Origin of the sequence: Streptomyces javensis (assembly GCF_039525925.1) — a bacterium.
In the GTDB taxonomy this organism is placed as follows: Bacteria; Actinomycetota; Actinomycetes; order Streptomycetales; family Streptomycetaceae; genus Streptomyces; species Streptomyces asiaticus.
Genome location: NZ_BAAAIF010000029.1, coordinates 81,010 through 94,771 on the forward strand (window position 1 = coordinate 81,010; position 13,762 = coordinate 94,771).

Genomic DNA, 13,762 nt, shown 5'->3' on the forward strand with positions numbered 1-13,762 from the left:
GCATGCGTGCGGGCCTCGATGGGGTGCGGCGGCCTGCCCCCGAAGGGGTTCTCAGATGTCGCGGAAGGTCTCGATCTGGGCGCCGATCGAGTTCAGCCGCTCCGCGAGGTCCTCGTAGCCGCGGTTGATGACGTACACGTTGCGCAGTACGGAGGTGCCCGGCGCGGCCATCATCGCCAGCAGGACGACCACGGCGGGCCGCAGGGCGGGCGGGCACATCATCTCGGCGGAGCGCCAGCGGGTCGGGCCCTCGACCAGGACGCGGTGCGGGTCGAGGAGTTTGACGTGGGCGCCGAGGCGGTTGAGCTCGGTGAGGTAGATCGCGCGGTTGTCGTAGACCCAGTCGTGGATCAGCGTCGAACCCTGGGCGACGGCCGCGATCGCCGCGAAGAAGGGCACGTTGTCGATGTTGACGCCGGGGAACGGCATCGGGTGGATCTTGTCGATGGGGGCCTGCAACTTGGACGGGCGCACGGTGAGGTCGACCAGCCGGGTGCGGCCGTTGTCCGCCGCGTACTCCCGGGAGCGCTCGTGGTCCAGCCCCATCTCCTCCAGGACGGCCAGCTCGATCTCCAGGAACTCCACCGGCACCCGGCGGATCGTCAGCTCCGACTCGGTGATGACGGCGGCGGCCAGCAGGCTCATCGCCTCGACCGGGTCCTCGGAGGGCGAGTAGTCGACATCGCGGTCGATGCGTGCCACGCCGTGGACGGTCAGCGTGGTGGTGCCCACGCCCTCGACCTTGACGCCCAACTCCTCCAGGAAGAAGCAGAGGTCCTGGACCATGTAGTTGGACGAGGCGTTGCGGATCACCGTGACACCGTCGTGCCGGGCGGCCGCCAGCAGTGCGTTCTCGGTGACGGTGTCGCCGCGTTCGGTCAGCACGATGGCGCGGGTGGGGGCGACCGAGCGGTCGACGTGGGAGTGGTACATCCCGTCGGTGGCGGTCACTTCGAGACCGAAGTGGCGCAGCGCGGTCATATGCGGCTGCACGGTGCGGGTGCCGAGGTCGCAACCGCCCGCGTAGGGAATCCGGAAGCGGTCCATCCGGTGCAGCAGCGGGCCGAGGAACATGATGACGCTGCGCGTCCGGCGCGCGGCCTCGGTGTCCATGGCCTCGAGGTCCAGTTCGGCGGGCGGCACGATCTCCAGATCGGCGCCGTCGTTGATCCAGCGGGTGCGGACGCCGATGCTGCCCAGGACCTCGAGGATGCGGTAGACCTCCTCGATCCTGGCGACCCTCCGCAGCGTCGTACGGCCCGCGTTGAGGAGCGTGGCGCACAGCAGCGCCACACACGCGTTCTTGCTCGTCTTGACGTCGATGGCCCCGGACAGCCGGCGGCCGCCGACCACCCGGAGGTGCATCGGGCCCGCGTAGCCGAGGGAGACGATCTCGCTGTCCAGGGCCTCGCCGATCCTGGCGATCATCTCAAGACTGATGTTCTGGTTTCCCCGCTCAATGCGGTTGACCGCACTCTGGCTTGTGCCGAGTGCCTCCGCGAGCTGGGACTGGGTCCAGCCCCGGTGTTGACGGGCGTCACGGATGAGCTTGCCGATACGCGAGAGGTAGTCGTCAGTCATACAGAAGAGGCTATCTCACATATGAGATGCGCACGCGACGGGGGCGGCGGAAGGAGTGGTGTCTCACCAGTCGGCATTGTTCTATTAGTATGCAAACAATCGGGGAAACTCGTGGTGAAGCGAGGGGGTCGATATGCGTCCCGTCCGACGGCGCGCGCTCATCGTCGTTCTGCCCTTTGTGCTGGCGTGGGCCGTGGTCGTGGCGACTTTCGCCGGGCTGCGCGACCGGCTGCCGGATCCGCTCGCCACGCATTTCGGCGCGGACGGGAAGGCCGACGGATTCACCGGTACGGGTGCGTTCCTCTCGGTGGTCACCGCCGTCCTCATCGGCTCCGGCCTCCTCACCCTCGTACCCACCCTCCGCCTGACCAAGGGCCTCGCCGCCCAGCGGTTCGCGGTCGCCCTCGGCTACGGCATGTCCGGCCTGCTGGGCTACGCCTTCGCGTCCCTGCTCTTCGCCAACGCCGACGCCAACGCCGACGCCACCCGCGCCTCCCGGGTCTCCCTGCCCCTGTGGCAACTGGGCATCGCCCTCGCCGTCGCGGCCGTGATGGGCACGCTGGGCGTGCTGCTCGCGAGCCGGGACGCGGCGTCCGCGGCCGGATCCGGGAAGCGGGCCGCCGCGCCCCGGCTCCCGCTGGCCAAGGGCGAAGTGGCCACCTGGACGCGCTCCGTCGGATCGCCCGTGCTGCTCGCCGTGGGGGCGGGGACCGCGCTGCCGGGCGCCGTGCTGGTCGCCGTGGGCTCGGCGACGGGGGCGTTGCTGATCGTCGCCGGGCTGGTCTCCACCGCACTGGCCCGCTGCCGGGTGACCGTCGACCACCGGGGCCTCGCCGTCGCCTCATGGTTCGCCCCGCGCCCCCGGATGCGGATACCGCTGGACCGGATCGAACGCGCCACCAGCCGCGAGGCCGCCGCGCTGAGCCTCGGCGGCTGGGGCTACCGGGTCCGCGGCGGCGGCAGCGCCCTGGTGTTCCGCTCCGGCGACGCGCTGTTCCTGACGCTCGCCACGGGCCGGGAGTTCGCGGTGACGGTGGACGACGCCGCCACCGCCGCCGCCCTGCTCAACGCCCTGATCGAGCGGGACCGCCCCGCGGCGGGGGAGCGCGGCTGAGATGCTCTTCCGCGTCGACCCCGGCTCCGCGGTCCCGCTGGCCGACCAGATCGCCGCCTCCGTACGCGGCGCGATCGCCGACGGCACCGTGCGCCCCGGCGAACGCCTCCCCGCCGCCCGCGCGCTCGGTGAATCCCTCGGCGTCAACGTCCACACGGCCCTGCGCGGCTACCAACGGCTCCGCGAGGAGGGCCTGATCGAACTCCGCCGAGGCCGCGGCGCGGTCGTCACCGGCGCCCAGCCCACGGCCCGCGCCCGGCTCCTGGAGGGCGTCCAGGGCCTGGTGGACCAGGCCCGCGCCCTGGGCCTCTCCGACGAGGAGGTCCTGACCCTCGTCAGAACCCGCCTCGCGGACGGCTGAGGTCCGTCAGAACTCGGAGGTCTCCAGCTCCGATACGGTCGGTGTCCCCGTTCGAGTCGGAGGTCACCTCGACGATCAGTAGGGTCTGGTCGGGGAGCAGGGCACCGGCGTCCTTGGCCAGCTCCCGGGGGACGACGGCGAGGTCCGGCACAAACCAGTTGGGGGTGCCGGGGAGGTCCAGGTCGCCTGATCCCGCCATACAGCCCAGGGCGCTCACCTTGGGTGCGATGCGCTCCCGGACCTTGGCGATCGTGCCCTCGTGATCCCAAGCCGGCGACAGCGGTTCGATGAACCCCTCGATCACCTGTACGCGATCGAAGCCCCGGATGCGCTGGACCGCGTACTTGAGCGCGGTCTCGGGATCGTCGGCCGGGTACGCGGGTGGTCGTGTGCTCATCGGTCCTCCACCGGGTGTCGGAACGCGAGGTCTATCGCGGTCCATACGCGGTGTGCGGGGTTCCGGACCGGTAGTCACCCGTACCGGTGACGGTCCCCCGTCACCACCGCCGCCAGCGTCCGGGCCGGGCCGTCGACCGCCGGGCCGTGCAGGAGTTCGGTGCGGTGGAGGAGGCGGGGGGCGATCAGGGGGGACGTGACGATGCCAGGGGTGCCCTTGGTGGCGGGGTGGGGGAGGAGGGCCAGGCCGTGGCCCGCGGCGGTGAGGGCGAGGAGGCCGCGGACATCGGTGCCCTCGTACGTCAGCGAGGTACGGAAGCCGTCGGTCCGGCTGACCGCGCGCAGCTGCTCCAGCGGCATCGCGGCGTCCGGGGCGTCCAGCCACTCCGCGTCGGCGAGGTCGGCCAGCCGCAGGCCGAGGCGGCGGGCCAGCGGGTGGCCGGTGGGCAGGGCGACCACCAGCGGGGCCTCCGCGACCGTGACCGCGGTGAGCGGGCCCACCTCGGGCAGCGGCAGCGCGTCGGCGGGGGTGGCCGGGCCGTCGACCAGCCCCAGGTCCAGGGTCCCGGACGCCACCGCGGCCGGGATCTCGCGGCGGCCGAGGATCCGCAGGGAGGCCCTGGCGGCCGGATGCGCCTGCCGCACCCGGTCCAGGGCCGCGGCGATCCTCGGGGTCATCGCCAGCGGTGAGGCACCCACCACCAGCCGGGCGGCGCCCGCCCCCGACAGCCGCTCGACGTCGGCCCGCGCCGCGTCCAGACGGAGCAACAGCGGACCGGCGTGTTCCAGCAGCCGGGCGCCCGCGCTGGTGAGCATGACCGGCCGCCGGGTCAGCAGCGGCGTCCGCAGATCCGCTTCCAGGGACGCGATGTGCTCGGAGACCGCCGCGGGGGTGAATCCCAGCTCATGGGCGGCGTCGGAGAAGGATCCGCAGCGGGCCACGGAGATGAACGTGCGGAGCAGATGCGGGTCCATGGCAGCAGTATCGCGGTGGCGGGGGCGGCTCAGTCGGCGATCACCCTTACCGGTGAAGACGGGGGAACACCGGTGCACATCGGTGGGCGCACCCGGGCAGGGCATGACCGTGCGGGGGCGATGTACTAGAGTTATCTCGACATCGAGATATCTGCTGGCAGCGCACTGCCGCCCCGCGCCGGTAAGGCTTACCTAACTTAGCCATACCTTAGCGGATCGGCGCGGGCATGTGACGGCAGCATTGCGGTGGTACGCGCGAAATCATGCATGAAGGAGACTGTCGTGTCGGCGAACAGCTTCGACGCCCGCAGCAGCTTGCAGGTGGGCGACGAATCGTACGAGATCTTCAGGCTGGACAAGGTCGAGGGGTCGGCCCGGCTCCCTTACAGCCTCAAGGTGCTGCTGGAGAACCTGCTCCGCACCGAGGACGGCGCGAACATCACCGCCGACCACATCCGCGCCCTGGGCGGCTGGGACTCGCAGGCCCAGCCCAGCCAGGAGATCCAGTTCACGCCGGCCCGCGTGATCATGCAGGACTTCACGGGTGTGCCCTGCGTGGTCGACCTCGCCACCATGCGTGAGGCCGTCAAGGAGCTCGGCGGCGACCCGGCGAAGATCAACCCGCTGGCCCCGGCCGAGCTGGTCATCGACCACTCCGTGATCGCCGACCGCTTCGGCACCCCGGACGCCTTCACCCAGAACGTGGAGCTGGAGTACGGCCGCAACAAGGAGCGCTACCAGTTCCTCCGCTGGGGCCAGACCGCCTTCGACGAGTTCAAGGTCGTCCCGCCCGGCACCGGCATCGTCCACCAGGTCAACATCGAGCACCTGGCCCGTACCGTCATGGTCCGGGGCGGCCAGGCGTACCCGGACACCCTGGTCGGCACCGACTCCCACACCACCATGGTCAACGGCCTCGGTGTGCTCGGCTGGGGCGTCGGCGGCATCGAGGCCGAGGCCGCGATGCTGGGCCAGCCGGTCTCCATGCTGATCCCGCGCGTCGTCGGCTTCAAGCTCACCGGCTCGCTGCCGACCGGCACCACCGCCACCGACCTGGTGCTGACGATCACCGAGATGCTGCGCAAGCACGGCGTCGTCGGCAAGTTCGTCGAGTTCTACGGCGAGGGCGTGGCCTCCATCCCGCTGGCCAACCGCGCCACCATCGGCAACATGTCGCCGGAGTTCGGCTCCACCGCCGCGATCTTCCCGATCGACGGCGAGACCATCAACTACCTGAAGCTCACCGGCCGCAGCGAGCAGCAGCTCGCGCTGGTCGAGGCGTACGCCAAGGAGCAGGGCCTCTGGCTGGACCCGGCCGCCGAGCCGGACTTCTCCGAGAAGCTGGAGCTGGACCTGGCGACGGTCGTCCCGTCGATCGCCGGCCCCAAGCGCCCGCAGGACCGCATCATCCTGGCCGAGGCCGCCGAGAAGTTCGCCCAGGACGTCCGCGCCTACGCCCCCGTGGCCGACCTGGACGAGGCGGGTGTCGAGTCCTTCCCGGCCTCCGACGCCCCGGCCGTATCCAACGGCGTGCCCACCAAGCCGACCCCGGTGATCGCCCCCGACGGCTCGCAGTACGAGATCGACCACGGCGCCGTCACCGTCGCCGCGATCACCTCCTGCACCAACACCTCCAACCCGTATGTGATGGTCGCGGCCGCCCTGGTGGCCAAGAAGGCCGTCGAGAAGGGCCTCACCCGCAAGCCGTGGGTCAAGACCACCCTGGCCCCCGGGTCCAAGGTCGTCATGGACTACTACGACCGCGCCGGGCTCACCCCGTACCTCGACAAGCTGGGCTTCAACCTCGTCGGCTACGGCTGCACCACCTGCATCGGCAACTCCGGCCCGCTGCCGGAGGAGGTCTCCAAGGCCGTCAACGACGCCGACCTGGCCGTCACCTCGGTCCTCTCCGGCAACCGCAACTTCGAGGGCCGGATCAACCCCGACGTCAAGATGAACTACCTGGCGTCCCCGCCGCTGGTCGTCGCCTACGCCATCGCGGGCTCCATGAAGGTGGACATCACCAAGGACGCCCTCGGCATCGACCAGGACGGCAACCCGGTCCACCTGACGGACATCTGGCCCTCCGAGAAGGAGGTCGAGGAGGTCGTGGCCTCCGCGATCGGCCAGGAGATGTTCAACACCAGCTACGCCGACGTCTTCGCCGGTGACGCCCAGTGGCAGTCGCTCCCGGTGCCGACCGGCAACACCTTCGAGTGGGACCCGGAGTCCACCTACGTCCGCAAGCCCCCGTACTTCGAGGGCCTGACGATGGACCCGGCCCCCGTCGAGGACATCGCCGGCGCCCGGGTGCTGGCCAAGCTGGGCGACTCGGTCACCACCGACCACATCTCCCCGGCCGGTGCGATCAAGGCCGACACCCCGGCCGGCAAGTACCTCACCGAGCACGGTGTCGAGCGGCGTGACTTCAACTCCTACGGCTCCCGCCGGGGCAACCACGAGGTCATGATCCGCGGCACCTTCGCCAACATCCGGCTGCGCAACCAGATCGCGCCCGGTACCGAGGGCGGCTTCACCCGCGACTTCACCCAGGACGGCGGGCCGGTCTCCTTCATCTACGACGCCTCGCAGAACTACCAGGCGGCCGGCGTCCCGCTGGTCATCCTGGCGGGCAAGGAGTACGGCTCCGGCTCGTCCCGCGACTGGGCGGCCAAGGGCACCGCGCTGCTCGGCGTCAAGGCCGTCATCGCCGAGTCGTACGAGCGCATCCACCGCTCGAACCTCATCGGCATGGGCGTCCTGCCGCTCCAGTTCCCCGAGGGCGCCTCGGCGGAGTCGCTGGGCCTGACCGGCGAGGAGACCTTCGAGATCACCGGCGTCACCGCGCTCAACGAGGGCGGCATCCCGGAGACCATGAAGGTCAAGGCGGGCGAGGTGGAGTTCGACGCCAAGGTGCGCATCGACACCCCCGGCGAGGCGGACTACTACCGCAACGGCGGCATCATGCAGTACGTGCTGCGCTCGCTGATCCGCAAGTAAGCACGGCTCAACGGCTCAACGGCTCAGCAGCTCAACGGCTCAGCGGCTCACGGCCGCGACGACGGGCCGCACCCCCGCCCGGGGTGCGGCCCGTCCGCGTACCCGGATGCCCCGCGGTCAGAGAAACGTCCCGGACGGGATGTACGGCATCGGCGGCGGCATACCCCGCAGACACACATAGCCGCTCGTGGACAACTCGAGCCCGGCCTCGATCCCCACGTCCACCGCCCACTGCTGCTCGGCCGTCAGCCCCGGCACCCGCGCTTCGGCGCCCTCCGGAAGACACAACAGGGCCGCCGTCAGCAGCCGCTTCGCCAGCCGCCGCGAGGTCGCGGCCAGCATCTCGACCTTGCCGTCCTCGCCGACGTAGCAGTAGCCGCTGCCCGCGAGGTCGTCCACCACCAGCAACCGCCGCTGGGTGAGCAGCAGTTCGTGGTCGGCGCCGTGCGCGCCGCCCCGGGTGCGGCGGTCCACCGAGTCCAGCAGATCCCGGTGGCGGGCCACGCCCTCGTGCACCGCGCCGTCCGGTGGTGACAGCCGCTCCTTGGTCTCCGGTCCGACCGTGCCGCGCAGCCGCATCGCCGGATGCAGCGCGAACCCCGCGCGCCGGTAGGTGCTCGCCGCGCGCGGGTCCTCCGATCCGCAGATGATGCCGCGCAGACACCCGCGTCCGTACAGCAGCGCCGCGGCCAGCAACTCCCGTCCGACGCCCTGCCGCTGGGCCCGCGGCAGCACCGCGAACATCGAGAGCCCCCAGGTGCCCTCGCGCCGGGCCGACAGCGTCACGCCGAGCGGCATCCCGGCCTCGTCCAGGGCGAGCCAGCAGCCGCCCGGGTCGGTGCGGGCGAGGTGGCGGTGCCGCTCATGGACCTCGGCCACGTACCCAGGCGGCCATCCGTCCTTGCCCGCGAGGGCGGCGGAGTCCCCGAAGGCGGCGGCCACCACCTCCCATGCCGCCTCGGCGTCCTCGTCGGTGTCACGTAGCTGGCGGAGGATCATGCGCCCATGATGGCGCGTCCGACGAGCGATTGCCGGTACGCGGTGGCGGCTTGCTCGACCGGCGAACGCGACAACGTTGTCAGGCTGACTGTAACGATCAGTACGCCGCCAACCGGGTGTCCCTGTCAAGACCGTCTCCGCACTCTTACGGCCGACGGCCCCCGTGCGGTACGGTCCCCACGGCTTGCTCGACCCGGCGATCGCGGCCCTTCCGAACAAGGTGGGACCGCAATGCCCTCAAGACCCCTGGCCGCCCTGGCGGCCGCGGCCCTGACCGCGGGGCTCCTCGCCACCGCGGCCACCGTGCCCGCGTCGGCCGCCCCGCCGCCGACGCTGGTCAAGGACCCGGCGGCGTACGTCGATCCACTCATCGGCAGCTCGGCCGGCGGCAACACCTTCCCCGGTGCCGTCGCGCCCTTCGGCATGCTGTCGTGGAGTCCGGAGAACACCCGCGGCGACGCCACCCGGACCGCCGCGCCCGGCGGCTACCACTACGACGCCACCCGCGTCCGCGGTTTCAGCCTCACCCATATGTCCGGCACCGGCTGTGCGGGCGGCGCGGGCGACATCCCCTTCTTCCCCCACGTCGGCGAGGTCACCTCGTCACCCGCCGCCGACACCAAGGACCAGGTCTACGCGTCCGACTTCAGCCACTCCGACGAGACCGCCGAACCCGGCCGCTACAAGGTCTCCCTCGCCTCCGGCGCCGGTGCGGAGCTGACCGCCACCGCCCGCACCGGCTCGGCCCGCTTCACCTACCCCGCGGACAAGACCGCCTCCCTGCTGATCCGCACCTCCTCCTCCGAGGTCGGCAGCTCGGACGCCGACCTCACCATCGACCCGGCGCACCGCACCGTCTCCGGCTCGGTCACCAGCGGCAACTTCTGCGGCTATCTCGACCCCGAGGGGCGCCGCAGCTACTACACGCTGCACTTCACCGCCACGTTCGACACCGCGTTCACCGCCCAGGGCACCTGGCGGGACGGCACCCTGCGGCCCGGCACCACCAGCGCCGAGGGCGGCTCGGGCGGCTATGGCAGCGACGGCCGCCCGGTGGCCGGAAAGGGCTCCGGCGGCTATCTCCAATTCGCTCCGGGCACCCGCCGGGTGGGCGTCAAGGTCGGCATCAGCTACGTCAGCGGCCAGGGCGCCCGGGCCAACCTCGCCGCCGAGAACCCGCCGCGGCGCGGCTTCGACCAGGTGCGGAGCGCCGCGTACGACGCCTGGCGGCGACAGTTGTCGGCCATCCGGGTCGGCGGCGGCGCGGACGCGGACCGCACCACCTTCTACTCCGCGCTCTACCACTCGCTGCTGCACCCCAATGTCATCAGCGACGCCGACGGCCGCTACCGGGGCAGCGACGGCGAGGTGCACCGGGTGAGCCGGGGCCACCGGGCCCAGTACGGCACCTTCTCCGGCTGGGACGTCTACCGCTCCCAGCTCCAGCTGCTCACCCTGCTGGAGCCGGACAAGGGCTCCGACATCGCCCAGTCCCTGCTGAACCTCGCCCAGCAGAACGGCGGCGTCTGGGACCGCTGGCTCCAGGGCGCCTCGGGGACGCATGTGATGAACGGCGACCCGTCGGCCGCCGCCCTCGCCGGGATCCGGGCCTTCGGCGGCGGTGACTTCGACCTCGACGCCGCCCTCGACTCGCTCGTCAAGGCGGCCACCGAGCCGACCGGGAAGGATCTCAGCCCGGCGGGCAAGCCCATCATGTCGGTCGGCCAGCGGCCCTCCCTGGACAAGTACCTGAAGCTGCACTACATGCCGTCCGTCTCCAACGCCTGGGGCGGCGCGGCCGAGACGCTCGAGATGTCCGGCGCGGACTTCGCCGTCTCCCAGCTGGCGCGGGCCGCCGGCCGTAAGGACACCGCCGAGACCTTCGCGCGTCGCGCCCAGTGGTGGCAGAACAACTTCAACGCCGCCGCCGACCCGGAGACCGGCGGCTACGCCGCCAACCGTAAGGCCGACGGCAGCTGGGTCACCGGCTTCACCCCGGCCACCGGCAACGGGTTCGTCGAGGGCACCAGCGCCCAGTACACCTGGATGGTCCCGCACAACCCCGCGGGTCTCTTCGCCGCCATGGGCGGTAAGGACGCCGCGGTGAAGCGTCTGGACACCTTCTTCCACGACGCCGATGGGGGCTGGGCGCTCACCGGCAAGGGCGGCGAGAAGTCCGAGCTGGACAACGAGCCGTCGATCAACGTGCCCTATCTCTACGCCTACGCCGGACAGCCGTACAAGACGCAGGAGACCGTGCGCGCCGCGATGCGTCAGCTGTGGACCACGAAGTCCGACGGCATCCCCGGCAACGACGACCTCGGCGAGATGTCGTCGTGGTACGTCTTCTCGGCGCTCGGCATGTACCCCCAGGTGCCCTCCCGCGCCGAACTGGTCCTGGCCTCGCCCCTCTTCCCGCGGATCGAGATCGACCGCGGCGGCCGGGACATCTCCATCCGCGCCCCGCAGGCCGCGCCCGGCGCGCCGTACGTCCAGGCGCTGAAGGTGAACGGGCGGGCGAGCGACCGCCCCTGGCTGCCGGAGTCCTTCGTGACGCACGGCGGAACGCTGGACTACACCCTGTCCGACGCCCCCGACCGCACCTGGGGCTCGGCCCCGTCCGACGCCCCGCCCTCCTTCCGCGAGGGCGAGCAGCCGTACCAGATCGGGGTCGGGCCCACCACGGGCACGCTCGCCCCGGGCGACAGCCTGACCGTGAAGGTGGCCGCCGTCCCGGTCAGCGAGGGCGACCGCCCCGAGGTGCGCTTCACCACCGACGCCCCCGACGGGATCACCGCCGCACCCGCCTCCGGGACGGTGGGCCCGGACGGCACGGCGGAGATCTCCCTGCGCGCGGGGAAGGACACGGCCGAGGGGTTCTACGACGCGAAGGTGACGGTGACCAGTGAGGGCACCGAGGTCGTCCAGCCGATCACACTGACCGTGGCCGCTCCCGGCTCGCTGCTGGCCGCGTACAACAACGTCGGCGCGACCGAGGACGCCGGTGAGCACGACGAGGGCGACTACGACGGCGGCGGCTGGAGCTACTCCCGCCAGGCCCTCGCCGCGGCCGGCCTCGAGCCGGGCGCCAAGGGCACCACCCAGGGCCTGGACTACACCTGGCCCGCCTCCCCGTCCGCCCGCCCCGACAACGCCTCCGCCACCGGCCAGACCATCGCCCTGCCCGAGTCCACCGCGCTCTCCTTCATCGGCAGCGCGGTCAACGGCAACCAGAAGGCCACGGCCAAGGTCACCTACACCGACGGCAGCTCGGACGAGGCGGACCTGTCCTTCACCGACTGGACGGTGGGAGGCGGCGGCGGAACGGTCCAGTACGGCAACGTGACCGTCGCCAGAACCCCGTACCGCAACATCAGCGGCGGCGACAAGGACGTGGTGGACGCCTACATCTTCGCCACGAAGGCGTTCCGCGCCCCCGAGGGCAAGACGGTCAAGAGCGTCACGCTGCCCGACAACGCGGATCTCCACGTCTTCGCGGTCGCCCGCGGCTGACCGAGTCAACGCGAGGGATAGCGACCTACGATCGAGTGATACGAGGGCAAGTGCCACAGGCGCTTGCCCTCGTGTCACTAGCGTTCGACGCATGGTCAGTTCTTCAGTCCACTTCGGACTCGGAAACACCCCGGCACGAAACAGCGGGCCTTCGCCGAAGTGCGGGCCGAAACCCGGGCCGAAACCCAGGTGGAGGTCCGCGCCGAGAGCGTCTTGCGGGTCCTCAACGCTCGGGGGCTCGAGGTCACTGCCGAGACCCGCGAGCGCGTGGGGTCGTGCAAGGATCTGGACCTCCTCGACACCTGGCTGGACCGTGCCGTGACCGCCTCCCGCACCGAGGATCTGTTCGCCGACGGTTAGCACTGAGAGGGCCGGGAGGGGGAGACGTCGATGTACCACTCCCGGCCCAGCAGCAGTCCGAAGAGCGGGGCGGGAAGCCGGATCATCCTCCGCATGACGGGGTTCATGCGACCCGCGCCGTCCACCTGGGAGTGGTGGGCGGCCACGGCCGCCTGCTTCTGGCGGGCGTAGCGGCGGACGTCGTAGCGGTGGGTGATGGCCGAGCGGGCGCTGAAGCGGGTGGTCAGCTCGGCCGGGTCATGGCGCAGGGGGATGCGCAGGAGTCGTACGAGGCGTAGCAGGCGTTCGACGGTGTCGCGGGGGATCGTCGCCTCGAGGATCCTCGGCGTCCGGGCCAGTTCGGCGGCTCGGCGGCCGACCTCGTGGACCTTGATGTGGTCGCGGTGGCCGTAGCCGCCGTTGGCGTCGTACGTGAGCAGCATCGCCGCGTCCTCTTCGTACAGGATCGCCGCCAGCCGTTCCGCCGCCTCCTCCGTGTCCGCCCGCGCGAAGCGGGTGCGGTCCGGCGGGTCGGGGTAGAAGAGCGGGCCATGGCCGCTGTCCGCGTAGCCGAGGTGGACGACGCGGTCGACGCCGAGTATGGCCGCGCTTGTCCGCAGTTCGCGCATCCGGAGCGGTTCGCCGTTCTCCGGGGCCGCGTCCATGAGGCCGTCCGTGGCGACCACGAGCACCACCCGGTGTCCCTCGTCGGCCAGCCGGGCGAGCGTGCCGCCCGTCAGCAGGGCCTCGTCGTCGGGGTGCGCGTGGAATGCCAGGACGGTAGCCATCCGCCCATCCTGGCATTCGTGGTCATGCGAAGGCCGCGATATGGCGTAGCGCCCACTCCGCGAAGGGGCGCGGCATCGTACGTACGCCCCGCATGGCCCGGCTCCCGCGGTACCGGCCCTAAGGGGCAGTGAAGTCCACTTCGGCTGCGGGCACCGCGCGGACGCGGCGCCCCGGAAAGTCGATGTGCCGGAAAATCGCGTTGTGGTGGGCGATCGACCGTTCCGGCGAGGCGAATTCGCCGGTGTCGGGCCGCTCCGATGTGGTGTGCCCGTCGGCGACCAGCACCACGTCGTACTGGTGGCTCAGCGCCTGCCGGGCCGTGGTGTCCACGCAGATCTCGGTCGCGAACCCGGTGACGACCACCTCCGTGACGCCCAGCGCCTTCAGGGTCTTGTCGAGCTCCGTGTGGAGAAAGCCGTCCGCACTGGTCTTGTGGACGATCACCTCGTCGGCGGAGGGCCTGAGCTCGGGCACGATCTGCCAGCCCTCGGTACCCGCCTCCAACTCACCGCCCTGGTGCTGAATCGTCACGACCGGCACGCCCGCCGCCTTGGCACGTTCGCGGAGCCCCGCGATCACGGCGACGGTCTCGGCGGCCCGGTACGAGATCGCCGCCAGGGCGTTCTGCATGTCGATGACGAGGAGCGCGGGGGCATATGGCATGGGCTCACCGTAACGGGTTGCGCAGGCTCGCC

General features: G+C 71.4%; 11 protein-coding genes. 5 read left to right on the forward strand and 6 right to left on the reverse strand.

The annotated features are described in order from the left end of the window. Positions 1-51: 51 nt before the first annotated feature. Positions 52-1,581, reverse strand: a complete 1,530-nt coding sequence (locus tag ABD329_RS24970) for a helix-turn-helix domain-containing protein (protein ID WP_344316929.1) — start codon at positions 1,579-1,581, stop codon at positions 52-54. Between the two features lie 133 nt (positions 1,582-1,714). Here ABD329_RS24970 and ABD329_RS24975 point away from each other — a divergent pair, with 133 nt between their 5' ends. After that, entirely contained in the window at positions 1,715-2,695 is a 981-nt protein-coding gene (locus ABD329_RS24975; protein ID WP_344316930.1) for an SdpI family protein, read from the forward strand. A gap of 1 nt (position 2,696) precedes the next feature. Then, positions 2,697-3,056: a GntR family transcriptional regulator gene (locus tag ABD329_RS24980; RefSeq protein WP_344316932.1), complete on the forward strand. Its 360-nt coding sequence runs from the start codon at positions 2,697-2,699 to the stop codon at positions 3,054-3,056. Here ABD329_RS24980 and ABD329_RS24985 read toward each other — a convergent pair. Both ABD329_RS24985 and ABD329_RS24990 read right to left on the reverse strand, forming a co-directional pair. Next, positions 3,031-3,453 carry a Uma2 family endonuclease gene (locus ABD329_RS24985; RefSeq protein ID WP_344316933.1) on the reverse strand — a complete coding sequence of 141 codons (423 nt, stop codon included), beginning with the start codon at positions 3,451-3,453 and terminating at the stop codon, positions 3,031-3,033. The two genes, ABD329_RS24980 and ABD329_RS24985, sit on opposite strands and share 26 nt — an antisense overlap. Before the next feature lie 74 nt (positions 3,454-3,527). Then, positions 3,528-4,427: a LysR family transcriptional regulator gene (locus tag ABD329_RS24990; RefSeq protein ID WP_344316934.1), complete on the reverse strand. Its 900-nt coding sequence runs from the start codon at positions 4,425-4,427 to the stop codon at positions 3,528-3,530. Positions 4,428-4,709: 282 nt separating this feature from the next. Between ABD329_RS24990 and acnA the strand changes: the two genes are divergently transcribed. Then, positions 4,710-7,427 (forward strand): aconitate hydratase AcnA, encoded by a 2,718-nt coding sequence (acnA, locus tag ABD329_RS24995; RefSeq protein ID WP_309142662.1) that lies wholly within the window; start codon positions 4,710-4,712, stop codon positions 7,425-7,427. 117 nt (positions 7,428-7,544) lie between these two features. Here the strand turns inward: acnA and ABD329_RS25000 are convergent, their stop codons facing one another. Then, a complete protein-coding gene (locus ABD329_RS25000) occupies positions 7,545-8,426 on the reverse strand; it encodes a GNAT family N-acetyltransferase (protein ID WP_198276156.1) in 882 nt (293 codons plus the stop codon). A 231-nt stretch (positions 8,427-8,657) separates the two neighbouring features. Between ABD329_RS25000 and ABD329_RS25005 the strand changes: the two genes are divergently transcribed. Continuing rightward, entirely contained in the window at positions 8,658-11,939 is a 3,282-nt protein-coding gene (locus ABD329_RS25005; protein ID WP_198276157.1) for a GH92 family glycosyl hydrolase, read from the forward strand. 159 nt (positions 11,940-12,098) lie between these two features. Then, positions 12,099-12,299, forward strand: coding sequence for a hypothetical protein (locus ABD329_RS25010; protein WP_198276158.1), 201 nt, complete (start codon positions 12,099-12,101; stop codon positions 12,297-12,299). Here ABD329_RS25010 and ABD329_RS25015 read toward each other — a convergent pair. Both ABD329_RS25015 and ABD329_RS25020 read right to left on the reverse strand, forming a co-directional pair. Then, positions 12,296-13,066 (reverse strand): PIG-L deacetylase family protein, encoded by a 771-nt coding sequence (locus ABD329_RS25015; protein ID WP_198276159.1) that lies wholly within the window; start codon positions 13,064-13,066, stop codon positions 12,296-12,298. The two genes, ABD329_RS25010 and ABD329_RS25015, sit on opposite strands and share 4 nt — an antisense overlap. 118 nt (positions 13,067-13,184) lie before the next feature. After that, the gene (locus ABD329_RS25020) at positions 13,185-13,730 is read right to left on the reverse strand and encodes an isochorismatase family protein (protein WP_198276160.1); all 546 of its coding nucleotides are present in this window, start codon (positions 13,728-13,730) and stop codon (positions 13,185-13,187) included. Positions 13,731-13,762 lie beyond the last annotated feature (32 nt).

What these genes read in the sequence shown, in the direction of transcription:
- ABD329_RS25000 (WP_198276156.1), bottom strand. Translation starts at nt 8,426, where the DNA reads ATGATCCTCCGCCAGCTACGTGACACCGACGAGGACGCCGAGGCGGCA.
- ABD329_RS25005 (WP_198276157.1), top strand. Translation starts at nt 8,658, where the DNA reads ATGCCCTCAAGACCCCTGGCCGCCCTGGCGGCCGCGGCCCTGACCGCG.
- ABD329_RS24975 (WP_344316930.1), top strand. Translation starts at nt 1,715, where the DNA reads ATGCGTCCCGTCCGACGGCGCGCGCTCATCGTCGTTCTGCCCTTTGTG.
- ABD329_RS24990 (WP_344316934.1), bottom strand. Translation starts at nt 4,427, where the DNA reads ATGGACCCGCATCTGCTCCGCACGTTCATCTCCGTGGCCCGCTGCGGA.
- ABD329_RS25020 (WP_198276160.1), bottom strand. Translation starts at nt 13,730, where the DNA reads ATGCCATATGCCCCCGCGCTCCTCGTCATCGACATGCAGAACGCCCTG.
- ABD329_RS25015 (WP_198276159.1), bottom strand. Translation starts at nt 13,066, where the DNA reads ATGGCTACCGTCCTGGCATTCCACGCGCACCCCGACGACGAGGCCCTG.
- ABD329_RS24985 (WP_344316933.1), bottom strand. Translation starts at nt 3,453, where the DNA reads ATGAGCACACGACCACCCGCGTACCCGGCCGACGATCCCGAGACCGCG.
- ABD329_RS24980 (WP_344316932.1), top strand. Translation starts at nt 2,697, where the DNA reads ATGCTCTTCCGCGTCGACCCCGGCTCCGCGGTCCCGCTGGCCGACCAG.
- ABD329_RS24970 (WP_344316929.1), bottom strand. Translation starts at nt 1,581, where the DNA reads ATGACTGACGACTACCTCTCGCGTATCGGCAAGCTCATCCGTGACGCC.